Source organism: Agromyces sp. NPDC127015 (assembly GCF_042725165.1).
Taxonomy (GTDB): Bacteria; Actinomycetota; Actinomycetes; order Actinomycetales; family Microbacteriaceae; genus Agromyces; species Agromyces chromiiresistens.
In genome coordinates, this window is sequence record NZ_JBHXDI010000001.1 from 427,743 (window position 1) to 444,126 (window position 16,384).

Consider the following 16,384-nt stretch of genomic DNA (forward strand, 5'->3'; position numbering starts at 1 on the left):
TACCGCGGATGCGGTATTTCCGGATCCCCTGAGAAGGTGACGTCTGTGGGGTCTGGTCGCGCCACACTGGGAGGGTGACCAGAGATCCGGATCGCCCCGTGACGGTGGCGGAGGTGCCGGCTTCACCGCATCCGGCGATGCCGGCGTGGGCGGGGGATCTGATCGCCGCAGCGCTGATCGTCGCCGCCGCGTTCGCACCCTTCCCGGGTGATGAGTTCCAACCCGACAACTGGGCGGCGACGGTCTTGGTGATCCTGCCGGCGGTTGTGTTGCCATTCCGGCGTAGATGGCCACTCGCCGTGCTCATCGTGTGCCTCGTCTTGTACGGGACGGCGGCGTGGATCGGGCTGCTGTCGCCGGGCATTGGGCTGAGCGTGGCGATCGCGATGTTTGGAGTAGCGAACCGGTCCACCCGACGAGCCACGGTCCTCATCGGGGGGCTCACCGTGCTGGTGGTGTTCGTGTTGAGCATTCCGGCCGCCCCCGGGAGTGTCTTTGACCCGCGGGTGTTCCAGTTCGTGTTCGCGGTCGCGTTCGCCTCCGCCGCTGGAGACGGTGCCCGGTCACGTCGGGCATATATTGCGGCGATCACGGAGCGCGCCGAACGCGCCGAACAGACCCGGGATGCAGAGGCCCGCCGCCGCGTCACCGAGGAGCGGCTGCGCCTGGCCCGTGATCTGCATGACGCGGTCGCCCACCAGATCGCAGTCATCAGCCTGAACGCGGGAGTCGCTTCTTCCGCGCTGCGAGATGACCCCGCCCGGGCGGCAACGGCGCTCGGCACGATCCGCGGAGCCGCTCGGACCGTTCTCGGCGAGATCGGTAGTCTGCTCACTATGCTCCGTGCCGACGACCCGGCCGATGGCGTCCCGGCTCCTCAATACGGGCTCGAGCAGCTTCCCGACCTCCTAGACCAGTTCCGCAGCACCGGCCTGGAGGTGAACACTCGCATCGACGGAGCGACCACGCACGTCACTGGTGTTGTGGGACTTGTGGCGTATCGGGTGATTCAGGAAGCACTCACGAACGCCCACAAGCACGGCACCGAGCACCGTGCCCACCTGCTGTTGGAGGTTGGACCGGACAACCTGCGGATCGTGGTTACCAACCCCGCCGGCGACCAGCCCAGCGCCCCCTTGACCGGTACTGGAGTAGGGCTGATCGGGTTGCGGGAACGAGTCGCGTCGGTGCGCGGAACCGTTGAGGCCGGTCCCATACTCGGCGGCTGGAAGATCAGCGCTACTCTGCCGCTGAAGAAGGAGGACGCGACGTGATCGATGTGCTGATCGTCGATGACCAAGCCCTGATCCGGCAGGCCGTCACCGACATTCTCACGGGCCAAGACGGCATCACCGTCACCGGGCAGGCAGTGAACGGCGTCGATGCCGTCGACCAGGCCGCCCGGCTGCGGCCCGACGTGATCGTGATGGATATCCGGATGCCCGGCATGGACGGCATCGCCGCGACTGCCCAGATCTGCGCGAACCCCGACCTAGCCGACACCCGGGTGCTGATTCTCACCACGTTCGAGGAAGATGAGTACCTCGTCGCGGCGCTGCGCGCCGGCGCGAGCGGGTTCATCGGCAAAGGGTCAGAGCCCGACGACATCGTCCGGGCGGTTCTCGCCGTGCACGCGGGCGACGCGTTGCTGTCGCCGACCGCTACCCGTTCCCTGATCACGCGGTACGTGAATGTTCCAGCGCAGCCCAACCTTGAAACCATCCCAGAGCTGGCCGAACTGACCGATCGGGAACGCGAGGTGCTGCTCCTGGTCGCTCGGGGCCGGTCGAACCTCGAGATCGCAGAGGAGCTCTTCATCTCCCCGCACACTGCGAAGACTCATGTGAACCGAGTGATGACCAAGCTTCACGCTCATGATCGCGCCCAGTTGGTGATTATCGGTTACGAGACCGGTCTACTGACCCCGGGTGGATAGATACCCGCATACTGCGAACGCAGTACGTCAAGATGCCGCACCTGGGGGACGTGCACCCGAGAGCTCCGTCAGAGCATAGACGGGTGACTCACTCTTCCCGACCCGACGCGAACACTGTTGACCAGGCCGGCGGTTCCCGCCACATCCTCCCGATCTTCGCCGGCTTGCTGGTCGCGATGCTGCTGGCCTCCCTGGACCAGACCATCTTCTCTACCGCACTGCCGACCATCGTGGGTGAGCTCGGTGGAGTGAACCACATGCTGTGGGTGACCACCGCCTACTTGGTGGCGTCGACGATCATGATGCCGATCTACGGCAAACTGGGCGACCTCATCGGCCGTAAGGGCCTATTCATCGGGGCGCTATCGATCTTCCTGGTCGGGTCGATCGTTGGAGGGTTTGCCCAGGACATGACCTGGCTGATCATCGCCCGCGCGATCCAGGGCCTCGGCGGGGGCGGACTCATGATCCTCTCGCAGGCGATCATCGCCGACGTCGCTCCCGTCCGCGAGCGCTCCAAGTACATGGGCATCATGGGCGCCGTCTTCGGACTGTCCGCCGTTGTCGGCCCGCTCCTGGGCGGCTGGTTCACCGAGTCCGTCGGCTGGCGATGGGCGTTCTGGATCAACATCCCCCTCGGCATCGCCGCCATCGCTCTCGCCGCATTCTTCCTGAAACTCCCTAAGCACGACACCAAAGTCCGGTTCGATGTGTGGGGGGTGCTCACCATGGCCATCGCGGTCACCTCGATCATCCTCGTAGCGTCGTGGGGCGGCACCGAGTACGAGTGGAACTCTCCGATCATCATCTGGCTGATCGTGATCGCGGCCGTCTTCTCGGCACTGTTCGTCCTCGCCGAGCACAAGGCCGAGGAACCGATCATTCCGCTCTCCCTGTTCAAGTCCCGCAACTTCGTGCTCGCCACCATCGCTGGTCTCTTCATCGGCATTGCAATGTTCGGGGCGATCGCCTACCTGCCCACCTACCTGCAGATGGTCACCGGGGTGAACGCAACCGTGTCCGGATTGATGCTGATCCCGATGATCGTCGGTCTCATGGCCGGGGCGATCACCACCGGGCAGCTCGCGGCAAAGACCGGCCGGTACAAGTGGATGCCGATCGGCAGCATGGTCGGCCTCGGCATCGGGCTGTGGCTCCTCTCCACCCTCACCGTCGACACACCGCTCTGGGTGCTGATGAGCTACCTGTTCATCCTCGGCCTCGGCGTCGGCCTGGGCATGCAGATCCTCGTCCTAATCGTCCAGAACTCCTTCCCAGACCGGCAAGTCGGAACCGCCACCGCCGCGAACAACTTCTTCCGCGAAATCGGCGCATCCCTCGGCGGCGCGATCGTCGGTGCCCTCTTCACCGCGAACCTGACGAACCTGCTCACCGAGAACATGCCCGCCGGCGGTGGCGATGCCGGAGACCTCAACTCCCTCACCCCCGCGGCCGTACGCGATCTCCCCGACCAGATCAGAGAGGTCATCGTCGGCTCCTACAACGACGCCCTCACCCCAGTGTTCGCAACGCTCATCCCGATGGTCCTCGTTGGCCTCGTGCTCGTGCTCTTCATCAAGGAAGTTCCGCTGCGCGCCTCACTCGATGAAGACGCTGACGCACACCCTGTGCGCGAAGCCGTCACCGGCGGGTTGGCCGCGCCCGGCCTCGTCAGCGTCGACACCGATGCGCTTCACACTGGACCCACAGACGCAGGCACCACGCCAAGGACAGGTCAGACCGGTACGGGCGACAAACACGAATGACCCGATCGATCGCGGTCTGTGGGATCCGGCCAAGCAATTTGCCCTAGCCGGCGCCACTCGCGCCCTTTGAGAGATCCCTTGCGGGGCGTGGCGGCAGATGTCGGTGTGTAGGAATTTGCCATCTTCCGTGGAATCCCGTCCGCTCAGACCCGGACAAATACCGCGGATTCTGCGCCACAGCGACATCTCCGCGCGGAACCTACATGTAGGTTCCCGTGGTAAATGTCCAATTCCCACTGGACTTGTCATCGAGGTGTCCAAAAGGACATGTGTTTGGGATTCGATCTGTGTTGCGGTAGACGTATCTGGGCGGGCGAATACCATCGGGTCAGGTAGACGGACAATTCGCTCGCTGGGCACGGCGAACTCATTCGACGATCGGGTCGCCCGCTCCCGGATGACGGTCGTATCTTTACGAAGCTGGCGCCGGAGATGGGGGATGCGTGATCCGTTCTGGCCCAGAGCCCGCAGGGTTGCTCCTTGACAACCACCCACGTCAATGCGGTGTGTGCGGGGTCTTCCGAAGGCTGAGTAAGACCCACGTGCCCCCACAGGCGGCTGGCAACACCCGTGATGTTGAGCGAGCGAATGTGATGGCATCACCGGGGGTCGGACTGACGCCAGGGACTTGGAACAAGGGTGGGATGTGGGTGCGTGGGCTTTGCGTCGACTGCAACAACTTCGCCGGCTCACGCTATGACACGGCATACGCCGACTTCGCTCGTCGAGTGGAGACTCGGCTCAGGCTAACTTCTCGAAGTCGCATCGCGACACCAAACGCTCAGGCGGTTACTGTCGCTCCCGGCCGAGTCTCGCGATCGGTGCTTTCCGGAATGTTAGGGATCAGTCCCCACACGCGGGTATTACATCCGACACTCGCGGAGCAGGTGCACGAAGGCGGGCCGGTTAGGCTCCCCGGTGAAATCACTCTGCGAGTTGCGACCTACATGGGGACCGCAGCCCAGCTCACCGGGCCGATGCTGACTGGTCTAACGGACGGAAGTGGCCGGGCGATCCATACTCTCGCCGCAGTGACATTCCGGCCATTCTCATGGGCGCTGGCGACGTCCGACTCTGATGCCGTGCTTGCGGGTCGCGGCTGGGTCGATGCGACGGAGTGGCTCCTGTACGAAGACGCCCGGGACTCTCACGATCTGCGATGGCTCGCACCAAATGGCGTTCCTGAGGTTCAGACAATTCTCCATGCGCCGTCCAACAGCGACATTCAGATGTACTCGAAGGAGATCGCCCCCATCATGGTTGGTCGCCTCCCGGGTTAGCCCATCGGTTCTGTGGGCGCGGTGACGGACCGGCTTTGCGGGCGGATGGGCCAACGGACGTGACGCCCTTTCGCCGCGTGACGCCCTTTTCATCAGGTGCCGGATCGGGCAAAAGGGCATCACGTGAGAGTGGTCCATGAGTGGATCCGCCATCGGGACGATACTGAACCTCACCGGTCGCTCGCTCGTGCGGGTTCTGATTGGCTGAGCATCCGCGCTATCGGAGCCGGTCGCGGCGACGGGCGAGGTGAGCGGTCTCTGCGGTATTGCCCGCCAGGTCGAGGGCCGTGTCGTACGCTGCGCGGGCGTCTTGGTTACGGCCGAGCCTCCGCAGCAGATCGGCACGCGTTGCGTGGAAGGCGTGATAGCCGTTCAACGCCTTTTCGAGCCGATCGACCGTCGTAAGGGCAACTGCCGGGCCGTCGATCTCGGCGACCGCGATGGCCCGGTTCAGGGCGATGATCGGTGACGGGTCTGCGTTGGCGAGCTGGTCGTAGAGCGCGAGGATCTGTGACCAGTCCGTCTCGCGGAAGTCGCGGGCGGAGGTGTGCACGGCCCCGATGGCGGCGAGGATCTGGTATCGGCCGGGAGCCTCACCGGCGGCGGCGGCAATGAGGCGCTCACGCACCAGCTGATGGCCCTCGGCGATGAGTTCCGGCTCCCAGGCCGCACGGTCCTGTTCGTCGAGCGGGACCAGCTCGCCGTGTTCGGAGATCCGGGCGGTGCGGCGGGCCTCCGTGAGGAGCATGAACGCCAGCAGCCCGGCGACCTCGCCGCTCTCGGGTATGAGCTGACGGATCAGGCGTGTGAGGCGGATCGCCTCGGCGGTGAGGTCGGCACGTACCGGGCTGCTTTCTGGACTGGTCGCCAGATAGCCCTCATTGAAGATCAGGAAGAGCACCGCGAGGACCCCGGCGACGCGGTCCGGGAGATCTGCCTTAGAAGGCATTCGATACGGGATGCGAGCCGCTTTGATCTTGGCCTTCGCGCGGGTTATCCGCTGTCCCATCGTGTTCTCGGGGACCAGGAACGCGTGGGCGATCTCGGGCACGGTCAGACCGCCGATCATGCGCAAGGTCAGCGCCACTCGATTCTCCATCGCCAACGCCGGATGACAGCAGGTGAAGAGTAACCGGAGCCGGTCGTCGTCGATGGCACCGATCGACTCGGTCGGTGCGTGGCCGAACACCATCCGGGCCTCCTCGTGTTTGCTGTCGCGTTGGCTTTCGCGCCGCAGTCGATCGATGCCCTTGCGGGTCGCCGTGGTGGTGAGCCAGGCGCCCGGGTTGGGTGGTAAGCCGTCGACAGGCCACCGGGTGACGGCGGTCGCGAACGCCTCGGCCGCAGCCTCCTCCGCCAGGTCGAGGTTGCCGAAGCGCCTGGTCAGGCCGGCGACAAGCCGGGCCCACTCGTCACGGTACGCCTGGCTGATCGCGCCCTCGACGTCGCTCACTGGAACGGCCGCACCTCGATCTTCCGGTCGCAGACCTTCGACGCCTCGGCCGCCAGGGTGAGCGCAACATCCAGATCTGGCGCCTCCCATACCCAGACACCGGCGAGGTACTCCTTCGACTCCAGGAACGGCCCATCGCTGATCATCGGGTGCTCGCCCCGATTGTCGATGACCGTGGCTGCGTCCGTGTCCGCGAGCCCGCCCGCGAACACCCAGTAGCCATCGGCGATCAGGCGCTCGTTGAACTGGCTGATCGCGGGTCGCCTGTCCAAGCTGCCGGGATTGCGCTTGTCATCGATCACGGAAATCAGGTAGTGCATCGGAAGTCCTCTCTCTGGTTCATGTCATTGGTGCGACGCCCGCTCGGGTCTTCAGTGCGGGCCCGTGGGATGCGCGAGATCGTACGCGCGAGCGAGCTTCGCGGGCACGACCATGCGCCAGGCATCGACGACGAGTTCGCGGGCCTCGGAAGGCTTCAGCACAGCGAGATCGGCGTGGACCCAGTTGAAGCGCAGTTCTGACTCCGAGGGCATCTGGAACTTGCGTGGGTTTCCCGCGACGAGCGCTGCCCGCTCCTCCTTCGGGAAGGCGAACCCCATCACGGCCTCGTCGAGTGAGAACGCGACGTAGACCATCTGACCGACCCGGAACTTCAATCGCCCGCGCACGTATGCATGATAGGAGCGCTCCAGCTCCGCGCCCAGCGCTCGAACGTCGTCGAGGACCGCCATGACCAGATTCCGTTTCCCTAGATTATTCGGCGAGAAGGTGGACAGGAATGTTGCCCCGCGTCGCATTCGAATACGGGCAGACGTCGTGTGTGGTCCGGATGAGCTCTTGAGCGACTTCTGGGGGCAGGCCCTCGGGCAGTGCTGTCCGCAACGTGACTTCGAGCGTGAAGCCACCTGCACCGTTGGGAAGCAGGCTGACCTCGGCTGTCACCGATAGCCCTGAAACGTCGATTCTCCGCTGGCCTGCCACGAGCTGCAACGAGGTTGCAAAACAGGCGGCATATCCTGCCGCGAACAGCTGCTCGGGGTTGGTGCCATCGCCCGTACCGCCCAGCTCCTGCTGCAACGCCAAGTCCACATCCAACTTGCCGTCAGAACTGAAGGCGCGGCCGTTGCGACCGGTCGAAGTAGCAACAGCAGTGTAAAGACTCACGACTGACTCCTGTCGATCAGAACGTTGCATAGTCGGGGCGGCCAGCGGGGCGATAGGTCTGAATCATCACGCCCTTCGAATCCGTACGTGAGTCGACCAGATTCATCGCGATATCCCGACCTGAATCCGCGAAAAGTCGGGCACCCTGCCCCAGCACCACGGGCACGATGATGAGTTCCATTTCGTCGACGAGGTCCTTCTCCAGGAGCCACTGGATGAGGCGACTACTGCCGTGCACTTGCAGCTCTCCACGCCCGCTGGCTTTCAGTTCCGTGACGGCGGCGAAGAGGTCATCACCGAGGACTGCCGTGTTCGCCCACGCCGGTTCCCTCAGCGTTCTGGATGCCACGTACTTCGGCCTCGTGTTCAGGGCCACGCCGATCGGTTGCAGTTTCAGGTCCTCGATGGTTCCCCAGAATTCGAGCAGGATGTCGTAGGTTCGGCGGCCGAGAAGAAACGCATCGGCGCGCTCGAAGGTCGCGGCGATATGATCGCGGGTCGAGTCGTCACCCGCGCCCCGCGCCCAACCACCGCGCTCGAACCCGCACTCGCGGTCTTCCACGGTCGGGCCGCCGTTTCCCTGCGTCACTCCGTCGAGCGTGAGCTGCGTGATCGTCGTAAGTTTCATTGACCTGGTTCTCCCTGGCTTCGGCGCCCGCCCATCGGACGCCTCTCACTAGATCAACGAACGGCCCCGCACGAATCCGACATCACCAGCACGCCGCCTTTAAGCGCCACCACAGACCGCTAGACGAGATGCCGCAGAAGGATCCCTCCACGCCGCGAATGAGCGATTACCTCGAGCGAGGGCGCTTCAGGCGCTCGTACTTCGAACGGAAATAGCCGAGGCTCGTTCCGCCGCTGACAACCTCGCGAGCCAGACTCGATGCGGGATTCGAGCGCGATTCCCACGTCGCTGATGCCGGCTGTTGCTGCGGCGTGGATCGCGGCGTCGAGCTCGTCGAGCACGGGCGCCGCCTCGTCCAGGGCTGCTTCGACTTCGCTGCGGGATGCGTCGAACGCTTCGAGGTCGCGCGCCACCGCAGTGAGTCTCTCGGTCGGGGTGAATGAGGATGGCTGATCGAGCGGACCCCCCTCGCTTCGACGGTCCGTGGTCGATGCCTCGCTTGCGGCGCGGGCTTGTGACGCCGGAGCTTGTCTCCGGCACGGTGCTCGTCAGCGTGGTCATCGCCGTGTCTGACGTGAGTGGTCGTTCGCTGGACACGATGGGCATCACGATCGTCAGCATGCTCGTCCTTTGGCTCTCGCAGGTGTACATCGTCGCGATCGCCGTCCAGGGAACTCGCGCGGAGAGTGAGCCGATCCGCGTGCGCGAGTCGATCCGATTCGCATTCGGGAGAGCGGTTGGCTTGCTCTACGCGACGATCCCGCCGTTGATACCACTCGGCCTCGGCGTCCTCGGAGTTCTCGACGCGGAGGTCGCGTACTGGTCCGCCCTGTGGATGGGCGTCCTCGTTCTGGCCGTCCTCGGGTGGATTGCCTTCGCCAGCCGGCGGGCCGCCTGGTACTGGCGGCTGGGTGGTGCGTGTGCCACCGCTGCTCTTGGGCTGCTGATCATTCTGTTGAGGATCTTCATCAAGTGATCGGCGACCGTTGCGGCATCTGGTGGCGTCCGCGATGTGGCACTATCCGTCTCGTCTGTGCGGGAGTACGTTTGCCCTGTCGGCGCCCGCTGGGGGGCGCCTTCAGCTCGGTACTTGGAATCCCAGGCGTGCGGCACGGGGAAAGGTTCCGCCATGGCTACTGAGAAGCCGAATGTCCTGTTGATCATGGCCGATGACGTCGGCTGGTTCGATGTCGGCGCCTATCACCGGGGGATCATGGGCACGAGGACACCGAACATCGATCGGATCGCCGCTGAGGGCGCGATGATGACCGACAACTACGCTCAGGCGAGCTGCACGGCCGGTCGAGCGGCTTTCATCACGGGGCAGATCCCGATGCGCACCGGCCTGACGACGGTTGGTCTGCCCGGGGCGGAGAAGGGCATCCAACCCGAGGACCCGACTCTGGCGGAGCTGATCAAGCCCGAGGGATACCGGACCGCCCAGATCGGCAAGAACCACCTCGGCGACCGCAACGAGTTCCTCCCGACGGTTCACGGGTTCGACGAGTTCTACGGCAACCTCTACCACCTGAACGCGGAGGAGGAGCCCGAGCAACCGGAGTACCCGAAGCACCTGCCGATCATGCAGCAGCTCTTCATGCCACGCGGCGTCCTGCACTGCACCGCGACCGATGTCGACGACCCCACGGTCGACGCGCGGTTCGGGCCGATCGGGAAGCAGAAGATCGAGGACACCGGACCTCTGACGCGGAAGCGGATGGAGATCATCGAAGACGACCTGCTCGAGCACTCATTCGACTTCATCGACCGCGCCCACCAGGCGGGCGAGCCGTTCCTGCTGTGGCACAACACCACCCGGATGCACGTCTGGACCCACCTCTCGGAGCGGTGGAAGGACAAGACCGGGCTGGGCGTCTACGCCGACGGGATGCAGGAGCTCGACTGGGTGGTCGGTGAGCTGCTCGGCAAGCTCGATGAGCTCGGGATCGCCGACAACACGGTCGTCGTCTTCGCGACCGACAACGGCGCAGAGAAGTTCACCTGGCCCGACGGCGGCACGACGCCGTTCCGCGGCGAGAAGGGCCTGGGCTGGGAGGGCGGCTTCCGCGCCCCGCTGGTCATCCGGTGGCCCGGGAAGATCCCGGCTGGTCAGGTGCTGAACGGCATCATGTCCCTCGAGGACATCGTGCCCACCATCATGGCCGCAGTCGGCGTGCCCGATGTGAAGGAGCAGCTCCTCGAGGGCGCGGACTTCGGCGACAAGCACTTCCGGGTGCACCTCGACGGGTACAACCAGCTGCCGTACCTGAGCGGCGAGGTGGAGGAATCGCCCCGGCATGAGTTCTTCTACTACGGCGAACACGACCTGTTCGCGTTGCGCTACAACAACTGGAAGGTCCATTTCCAGACGAAGGACGACTGGTTCGCAGGAGCTCTGGTGAAGGCCACGGTGCCTCGGCCGGTGAATTTGCGAGTGGATCCGTTCGAGCAGCACATGGATGCTCCGTACTACCCGCTCTACGCCGGCGAGAAACTCTGGACCGTGCTGCCGGCAGCCGCGATCATCCAACAGCACGCCAACACGTTCAAGGAGTTCCCCCCGAGCCAGGCGCCGCCCGATTTCAACCCGCAAGCGGTCGTCGACACCGTGTTGCATGCGGCATCCGAGCGGCATGGCAACTGACGACACCACCGGCATGCAGTGGGTGCCGGGCGGCACGTTCCTGATGGGATCCGACCGGCATTACCCGGAGGAAGCGCCGGCTCATCAGGTCACGGTGAACGGATTCTGGATGGATACGTTCACCGTGACCAACGAGCGGTTCGCCGCGTTCGTCGACGACACCGGCTACGTCACCGTGGCCGAACGCCGACCAGACCCGGCCGAGTACCCGGGTGCGACCGAGGAGAAGCTCCAGCCCGCGTCGACCGTCTTCGTGAAGCCGCCGCATCGGGTCGACCTGAGCAATTCGTACAACTGGTGGACTTACGTTCCCGGCGCGCAATGGCGTCACCCGCAGGGCGCGGGCAGCTCGATCGCCGGGTTGGCGAATCACCCGGTGGTGCACGTGGCCTGGGAGGATGTCGAGGCATACGCCAGCTGGGTGGGCAAGCAACTCCCCACGGAGGCCGAATGGGAGTTCGCCGCTCGTGGCGGCTTGGATGGAGCACCGTATGCGTGGGGCGACGAGTTCACTCCGGGCGGCTCGTGGATGGCGAACACCTGGCAGGGCGAGTTTCCGATCGAGAACACGATGGAAGACGGCTTCGAAGGCACCGCTCCGGTCGGCTCGTTCCCGGCGAACGGGTACGGGCTCCATGACATGATCGGCAACGTCTGGGAGTGGACCACCGACTGGTACATCCGGCACGAGCAGCTGGCGCACACGTGCTGCACCGTGGTCGACCCACGCGGAGGCCAGCGGGAGGACAGCTTGGACCCGGGGCTGCAGGGCGTGGCGATCCCGCGCAAGGTCATGAAGGGCGGCTCGCATCTCTGCGCTCCGAATTACTGTCAGCGCTACCGGCCGGCAGCTCGGATGCCGCAGCACGTCGATACGTCGACATCCCATCTCGGATTCCGATGCATCCTCCGCCGCGTATCGGAAGATCCTGGCGGCCGCCCCGCCATACCGCTGACGCTCCTGCAATGAAGTTTCGCCGGGGCCGCGAGATGTGATCAGCTCTGTGCCCGGTGAGGATTCGTTTGCGGACGCCCAGCGAGGCGGCACCATTCGGTGAGTCGCGGGGCGTGTAGGAAAATGCCATCTTCTGTGGAATCCGAGCGCTCAAACCGATGACATTTGCCGTGGAATCTCGGACCCTGATGCCATTTCGGCGCGGAACCTACAGGGCCGTTTCGCCGGTTCTCGCGCAACCTGTCGTCGCGGCGTTGCCGGCCGCATCGACAATGGCAGCCCGATCCGACTCGCACGCCCGCAGATCGGCGTGCCGGCCGACCTTGTCGAACATCGCAGTCGTCGGCAGACTGGCACCACGACGCGAGGAGTCTGCCATGGCCGATCAGGACGTCCCGAGCGGAGGCACGCCAGCCATCTTCCGCGAGCGATGGCGAGTCTCGGATCGGCGGGCCGCCGCACGGGCCGAGACGTGTGGCGGGTGAGACGGGAGTGACGACGTCGCACGTGATCAAGCCGCTCACTCCCGAGACCTTCCCGGCGTGGTTGGCGCTCGCGCAGAAGCACAACGGGGTCTGGGGCGGGTGCTACTGCTCGTATTTCCACGGCGACACGGAGCGCACCGTCAAGGACGATTACGACCGGCCGACGTTCAAGCAGCGACTCGTGGCGGAGGGCGTCGCGCACGCCGCGCTCGTCTTCGACGGCGACGACGCGATCGCCTGGTGCGAGTACGGCAGTCCGGTCGAACTGTCGAACATCTACCACCGCAAGCAGTACGACGCCGGCGAGACCACGCCGGCGCCGTGGCGCATCACCTGCTTCTTCGTCGACCGCGACCATCGACGGTCGGGAGTGGCACGAGAAGCGCTCGACGGCGCGCTCGAGCTGATCGCCCAGGCCGGCGGGGGCGAGGTGGTCTCGTTCCCCAACGAGCTCGCCCCCGGCAAGCGGACGTCGTCGTCGTTCCTCCACAACGGCACGAGGGCCATGTTCGAGAAGGCGGGATTCACGTTCGAGCGGCACATCGGCAAGAGCAAGACCGTCATGCGCAAGACGGTCGCACCGGCCCACGGCTGACGCCGGGCTCGCCCGGTCGATTCGCCGAGTGGCGGGCTCAGCCGGCGGCCTTGCGGATGTGCTCGGTGATGCGCCGTTCCGTCTCGGGGGTGAGCGCGAGCAGCGCGAACGAGGTCACCCAGATGTCGCCGTCGTCGAGCTGGGCGGCCTCCTCGAAACCGAGCGTCGCGTAGCGCGACTCGAACTTGGACGCGGGCTTGAAGAAGACCACGATCTTGCCGTTCGCGTCGGCGTAGGACGGGAACCCGTACCAGGTCTTGGGGAACAGCTGCGGCGCGACATCCTTCACGATGCGGTCGATGCCCTCGGCGATCGCGCGGTCGTCGTCGGGCAGCGCGGCGATCGCTTCGCGGATCGCCTTCTCGCCCGCCTCCCGCGTCTTGCCGGCCTTCGCCTCGGCCCGCAGCTCTGCCGCGCGCTGCTTGACGGCGGCGCGTTCGTCGGCGGAGAGTCCGTCGGTCTTCGTCGTAGCCATGGGTTGCTCCTTCTCGATGTCTTCCGGTCGAATTCGATCTGCCTTCACGGTACGGAATCGAGCACCGCGGCGCTTCTCGAATCCTGATCGAGCTGGCCCGATCGCCCGACAGCGCACGAAGCCGTGCAGGAAGCGCCCGAAACGCAGCGCCGGACATACGGAAGGAGGAGGGGAACGGGCGCCGATGAGGAATACCGCCGACAATGGTCTCAGCACGGTCCGGCGACGGCGCGATGCACGCATCAGGGAGAGCGACGAGATGAGACCCCTTCGATACTCGATCAACGTGACTCTCGACGGCTGCTGCCATCACGAGGCAGGGCTCCCTCCCGACGAGGAGTCGATGCGCTACTGGACCGAGGAGATGGAACGGGCCGACGCCCTGCTCTTCGGACGGGTGACCTACGAGATGATGGAGGCGGCGTGGCGGCGGCCCGCCACGGGCACGTGGCCCGACTGGATGGACGAGTGGGAGATCCCGTTCGCCGAGACCATCGACCGGGCGAAGAAGCACGTCGTGTCGAGCACGCTGAGCGGCGTCGACTGGAACGCTGAACTCGTGCGAGGCGACGTGGGGCGAGCGGTTCAGCGGCTCAAGCAGGAGCCGGGCGAGGGCCTGTTCGTGGGTGGCGTGACGCTCCCCCTGGCGCTGGCGGACCTCGGCTTGATCGACGAGTACGTGTTCGTCGTGCAGCCGGTCCTCGCCGGGCACGGGCCGACGCTGCTCGCCGGCCTGCGCGAACGCATCCGGCTCGAGCTCGTCGATCGCCACGAGTTCCGGTCGGGCGTGGTCGCCATGCGATACCGGCCCGCGCGAGTCACGGCGTGACGACCCCGATCCGAGAGCACAGCGAACCTCGGCGCGCGGTCGCGGTCGCGGTCCGAGGCGATGGCCTCAGTCGAGCTCGCGCAGCGGTGACGTCAGCGCTCCGCCGGCATCGCCGGTGTTGACCGTGCCGCGCGGCTCGAAGAGCACGGCGTGCACCTCGGCGTCGGCGCGCGGGCAGTGTTCGACCCCCTTCGGCACGACGAACACGTCGTCGGGGCCGAGCACGACGTCGCGGTCGCGCAATTGGATCGTGAGCTCACCGCTCAGCACCATGAAGAGCTCATCGGTCTCGGGGTGGCTGTGCCACACGAACTCGCCGAGGAGCTTCACGACCTTCACGTCGTAGTCGTTGACGCTCGTCAGCCGGTGCGGCTGCCACGGCTCGGGCACGGCGGCGAGGGCCGCCCTGAGGTTGCGCACTTCATCGCTCACTCCAACGAGCCTACGACGGCGACAGGGATGTCGCGGAGACATCCCTGTCGTTGAACGAGGCCCTGCGGCAGGATGGCCGCATGGCACTCCAGTTCACCTCGATCGTCGAACCGCACGAGAAGATGCGCGGGCTCGAGGTGCCGCCAGAGGTGGTCGACGGGCTCGGAGGCGGCAAGCGACCGCGTGTCGTGGTCACGATCAACGGTCACACGTGGCGAACCCGTCTCGCGATCATGCTCGGACGCAACCTCATCGGCTTCAGCAACGCGAACCGGGCGGCGACCGGGGCCGAGGTCGGCGACGAGGTCACCATCGGCCTCGCGCTCGACGACGAGCCGATCACCGTCGACGAGCCGCCGGAGCTCACCGCGGCGCTCGATGCCGACCCGACCGCTCGAGCCGCGTTCGACGCTCTCACCGTGAGCCGGCGTCGTCAGCAGGCGCGGGTGATCGGCCAGGCGAAGGGGGCCGACACCCGGTCGCGCCGCGTCGAGAAGCTCCTCGCGCAGCTGCGCGATTCCGCGACCGACTGACCCGTCCGCCCGCCCCGCGTGTATGAGGGCTCCACGCACTGACGCGGTCACCGCGGCCGGCGGTCGACGGCGACACCGACGGCAACCGGGCGCTCGATGCTCACGGCACGTGGCGGCCCGGCTCGCCGTAGCGCGCCAGGAAGAGCGCGACGGCTCTCGCCGAGGCATCCGCCGCCGGCTCGGCCTCGACGCCGAGCAGAGCGGCGTTCAGCGGGGCGCCGACGACGAGCCACGTGAACTCCTCGGCAGCCGCCCGGGGGGCGTCGGCCTTCAGCGCGCCCGCTCGGCGCAAGTCGTCGAAGGTGTCCGCGAGATCGGAGACGTTGCGCTGCCAGCTCTCCTCGAAGTAGATGGCCGCGACCTCGGGCTGCGTCTTCGCCTCGTTGATGACCAGTCGTCGCATGGCGACGACGTCGGGCGAGAGGATGGCGCGCAGGAGCGTTTCACCGAGCTCGACGAGCCCGTGCTCGACATCGGGCGCCTGCGCGAGCCGGTCGAGCGCCGGCCGCATCGCGCCGCGACCCGAGGCCGCCCAGTCGGAGACCACCGCGCGGTAGAGCGCCGACTTCGATGGATGCTCCCGATACAACGAGCTCTTCGAGATTCGCGCACGCGCGGCCACCTCGTCCATCGTCGCGGCGGAGTAGCCGCGCTCGAGGAAGACGGCCCGCGCCTCGGCGAGCAGTGCCGAGCCGGTGAGCCCGGGCGGACGCCCGCGAGCAGAAGTGGGAACCGACATGGTTCCAGTTTAGTACTTGACAGGACTAAAACGAGGCGCGTACCGTACTGAGTACTCACCAGTACTGAAAGGGGCACCGCATGGCACTCCTCGGCGTCGCCCTCGCCACGGTCGTCTCGTTCATCGCAAGCGCGGTGCTCTACGCGATTCCGCCGGTCTCCCGGCTCATCGGCGCGCGGAGCACCCCTCGCCCAGGCATCCCGGTCGTCGTCCAGATGCTGCTCGTCGTCCTCCGCAGCCTCGTCATGTCCCTGCTCGTGCTCGGCCTGATGGTCGCCGGCGGTTGGCACGGAGCGGCGGCCGGCGCGGTGCTCGGACTGGCGTTGGCCTCACTGCCGGCGGTCCTCCTGCTGGGGTCGGTCGTGCACGAGAACACGCCGATCCCCGTCGCGCTCGTCCACTTCACCGACTGGCTGCTCAAGCTCGTCATCATCGGCGCCCTCGTCGGCGCCTTCACCTGATCGGAGCAA

General features: G+C 66.0%; 19 protein-coding genes. 10 read left to right on the plus strand and 9 right to left on the minus strand.

Going from position 1 to position 16,384, the window contains the following annotated elements:
• Nucleotides 1-74 precede the first annotated feature (74 nt).
• The 3 genes from ACFWGP_RS01910 (at nt 75) to ACFWGP_RS01920 (ending at nt 3,702) form a co-directional block, all read left to right on the plus strand.
• A complete protein-coding gene (locus tag ACFWGP_RS01910; protein ID WP_231429266.1) occupies nt 75-1,274 on the plus strand; it encodes a sensor histidine kinase in 1,200 nt (399 codons plus the stop codon).
• Nucleotides 1,271-1,936 carry a response regulator transcription factor gene (locus tag ACFWGP_RS01915; protein WP_231429267.1) on the plus strand — a complete coding sequence of 222 codons (666 nt, stop codon included), beginning with the start codon at nt 1,271-1,273 and terminating at the stop codon, nt 1,934-1,936. The genes ACFWGP_RS01910 and ACFWGP_RS01915 overlap by 4 nt, the downstream gene beginning before the upstream one ends.
• Nucleotides 1,937-2,019: 83 nt before the next feature.
• Entirely contained in the window at nt 2,020-3,702 is a 1,683-nt protein-coding gene (locus ACFWGP_RS01920) for an MDR family MFS transporter (RefSeq protein WP_231429268.1), read from the plus strand.
• Between the two features lie 1,497 nt (nt 3,703-5,199).
• Here the strand turns inward: ACFWGP_RS01920 and ACFWGP_RS01925 are convergent.
• The 6 genes from ACFWGP_RS01925 to ACFWGP_RS01950 all read right to left on the minus strand — a co-directional run bounded on the left by ACFWGP_RS01925 (nt 5,200) and on the right by ACFWGP_RS01950 (nt 8,640).
• Nucleotides 5,200-6,435, minus strand: coding sequence for an RNA polymerase sigma factor (locus ACFWGP_RS01925; protein ID WP_376930005.1), 1,236 nt, complete (start codon nt 6,433-6,435; stop codon nt 5,200-5,202).
• On the minus strand, nt 6,432-6,755 hold the full coding sequence (locus ACFWGP_RS01930; RefSeq protein WP_376930006.1) for a YciI family protein: 324 nt from the start codon (nt 6,753-6,755) through the stop codon (nt 6,432-6,434). The genes ACFWGP_RS01925 and ACFWGP_RS01930 overlap by 4 nt, the downstream gene beginning before the upstream one ends.
• A gap of 51 nt (nt 6,756-6,806) precedes the next feature.
• Nucleotides 6,807-7,103, minus strand: coding sequence for a hypothetical protein (locus ACFWGP_RS01935; protein WP_376930007.1), 297 nt, complete (start codon nt 7,101-7,103; stop codon nt 6,807-6,809).
• Nucleotides 7,104-7,188: 85 nt separating this feature from the next.
• Nucleotides 7,189-7,599 (minus strand): organic hydroperoxide resistance protein, encoded by a 411-nt coding sequence (locus ACFWGP_RS01940; RefSeq protein WP_308191609.1) that lies wholly within the window; start codon nt 7,597-7,599, stop codon nt 7,189-7,191.
• Nucleotides 7,600-7,615: 16 nt separating this feature from the next.
• Nucleotides 7,616-8,227: a dihydrofolate reductase family protein gene (locus tag ACFWGP_RS01945; protein ID WP_231429273.1), complete on the minus strand. Its 612-nt coding sequence runs from the start codon at nt 8,225-8,227 to the stop codon at nt 7,616-7,618.
• Between the two features lie 119 nt (nt 8,228-8,346).
• The gene (locus ACFWGP_RS01950; protein ID WP_376930008.1) at nt 8,347-8,640 is read right to left on the minus strand and encodes a hypothetical protein; all 294 of its coding nucleotides are present in this window, start codon (nt 8,638-8,640) and stop codon (nt 8,347-8,349) included.
• Nucleotides 8,641-8,672: 32 nt separating this feature from the next.
• Here ACFWGP_RS01950 and ACFWGP_RS01955 point away from each other — a divergent pair, with 32 nt between their 5' ends.
• The 4 genes from ACFWGP_RS01955 to ACFWGP_RS01970 all read left to right on the plus strand — a co-directional run bounded on the left by ACFWGP_RS01955 (nt 8,673) and on the right by ACFWGP_RS01970 (nt 12,906).
• Entirely contained in the window at nt 8,673-9,203 is a 531-nt protein-coding gene (locus ACFWGP_RS01955; protein ID WP_376930009.1) for a hypothetical protein, read from the plus strand.
• Nucleotides 9,204-9,356: 153 nt separating this feature from the next.
• A complete protein-coding gene (locus ACFWGP_RS01960; protein WP_376930010.1) occupies nt 9,357-10,871 on the plus strand; it encodes an arylsulfatase in 1,515 nt (504 codons plus the stop codon).
• Nucleotides 10,861-11,841 (plus strand): formylglycine-generating enzyme family protein, encoded by a 981-nt coding sequence (locus ACFWGP_RS01965; RefSeq protein WP_376930011.1) that lies wholly within the window; start codon nt 10,861-10,863, stop codon nt 11,839-11,841. The genes ACFWGP_RS01960 and ACFWGP_RS01965 overlap by 11 nt, the downstream gene beginning before the upstream one ends.
• 477 nt (nt 11,842-12,318) lie before the next feature.
• Nucleotides 12,319-12,906, plus strand: coding sequence for a GNAT family N-acetyltransferase (locus tag ACFWGP_RS01970; RefSeq protein ID WP_376930012.1), 588 nt, complete (start codon nt 12,319-12,321; stop codon nt 12,904-12,906).
• 37 nt (nt 12,907-12,943) lie between these two features.
• Here the strand turns inward: ACFWGP_RS01970 and ACFWGP_RS01975 are convergent, their stop codons facing one another.
• Nucleotides 12,944-13,381, minus strand: a complete 438-nt coding sequence (locus ACFWGP_RS01975; protein WP_231429276.1) for a hypothetical protein — start codon at nt 13,379-13,381, stop codon at nt 12,944-12,946.
• A 259-nt stretch (nt 13,382-13,640) separates the two neighbouring features.
• Here ACFWGP_RS01975 and ACFWGP_RS01980 point away from each other — a divergent pair, with 259 nt between their 5' ends.
• Nucleotides 13,641-14,210: a dihydrofolate reductase family protein gene (locus tag ACFWGP_RS01980; protein WP_231429277.1), complete on the plus strand. Its 570-nt coding sequence runs from the start codon at nt 13,641-13,643 to the stop codon at nt 14,208-14,210.
• 66 nt (nt 14,211-14,276) lie between these two features.
• Here the strand turns inward: ACFWGP_RS01980 and ACFWGP_RS01985 are convergent, their stop codons facing one another.
• Nucleotides 14,277-14,642, minus strand: a complete 366-nt coding sequence (locus tag ACFWGP_RS01985; RefSeq protein WP_376930013.1) for a cupin domain-containing protein — start codon at nt 14,640-14,642, stop codon at nt 14,277-14,279.
• A gap of 80 nt (nt 14,643-14,722) precedes the next feature.
• On the opposite strand from ACFWGP_RS01985, the gene ACFWGP_RS01990 reads away from it, so the two are divergent.
• Nucleotides 14,723-15,175, plus strand: a complete 453-nt coding sequence (locus tag ACFWGP_RS01990) for a YdeI/OmpD-associated family protein (protein ID WP_275506996.1) — start codon at nt 14,723-14,725, stop codon at nt 15,173-15,175.
• Nucleotides 15,176-15,275: 100 nt separating this feature from the next.
• On the opposite strand, the gene ACFWGP_RS01995 is transcribed toward ACFWGP_RS01990, so the two are convergent.
• Nucleotides 15,276-15,914 carry a TetR/AcrR family transcriptional regulator gene (locus ACFWGP_RS01995; RefSeq protein WP_275506997.1) on the minus strand — a complete coding sequence of 213 codons (639 nt, stop codon included), beginning with the start codon at nt 15,912-15,914 and terminating at the stop codon, nt 15,276-15,278.
• An 80-nt stretch (nt 15,915-15,994) separates the two neighbouring features.
• Here ACFWGP_RS01995 and ACFWGP_RS02000 point away from each other — a divergent pair, with 80 nt between their 5' ends.
• A complete protein-coding gene (locus tag ACFWGP_RS02000; protein ID WP_376930014.1) occupies nt 15,995-16,375 on the plus strand; it encodes a DUF1761 family protein in 381 nt (126 codons plus the stop codon).
• The last annotated feature ends 9 nt before the right edge of the window (nt 16,376-16,384 follow it).

Coding starts and splice junctions, on each gene's coding strand:
- ACFWGP_RS01930 (WP_376930006.1), bottom strand. CDS start 6,755: ATGCACTACCTGATTTCCGTGATCGATGACAAGCGCAATCCCGGCAGC.
- ACFWGP_RS01945 (WP_231429273.1), bottom strand. CDS start 8,227: ATGAAACTTACGACGATCACGCAGCTCACGCTCGACGGAGTGACGCAG.
- ACFWGP_RS01955 (WP_376930009.1), top strand. CDS start 8,673: ATGGCTGATCGAGCGGACCCCCCTCGCTTCGACGGTCCGTGGTCGATG.
- ACFWGP_RS01960 (WP_376930010.1), top strand. CDS start 9,357: ATGGCTACTGAGAAGCCGAATGTCCTGTTGATCATGGCCGATGACGTC.
- ACFWGP_RS01965 (WP_376930011.1), top strand. CDS start 10,861: ATGGCAACTGACGACACCACCGGCATGCAGTGGGTGCCGGGCGGCACG.
- ACFWGP_RS01975 (WP_231429276.1), bottom strand. CDS start 13,381: ATGGCTACGACGAAGACCGACGGACTCTCCGCCGACGAACGCGCCGCC.
- ACFWGP_RS01980 (WP_231429277.1), top strand. CDS start 13,641: ATGAGACCCCTTCGATACTCGATCAACGTGACTCTCGACGGCTGCTGC.
- ACFWGP_RS01990 (WP_275506996.1), top strand. CDS start 14,723: ATGGCACTCCAGTTCACCTCGATCGTCGAACCGCACGAGAAGATGCGC.
- ACFWGP_RS01995 (WP_275506997.1), bottom strand. CDS start 15,914: ATGTCGGTTCCCACTTCTGCTCGCGGGCGTCCGCCCGGGCTCACCGGC.
- ACFWGP_RS02000 (WP_376930014.1), top strand. CDS start 15,995: ATGGCACTCCTCGGCGTCGCCCTCGCCACGGTCGTCTCGTTCATCGCA.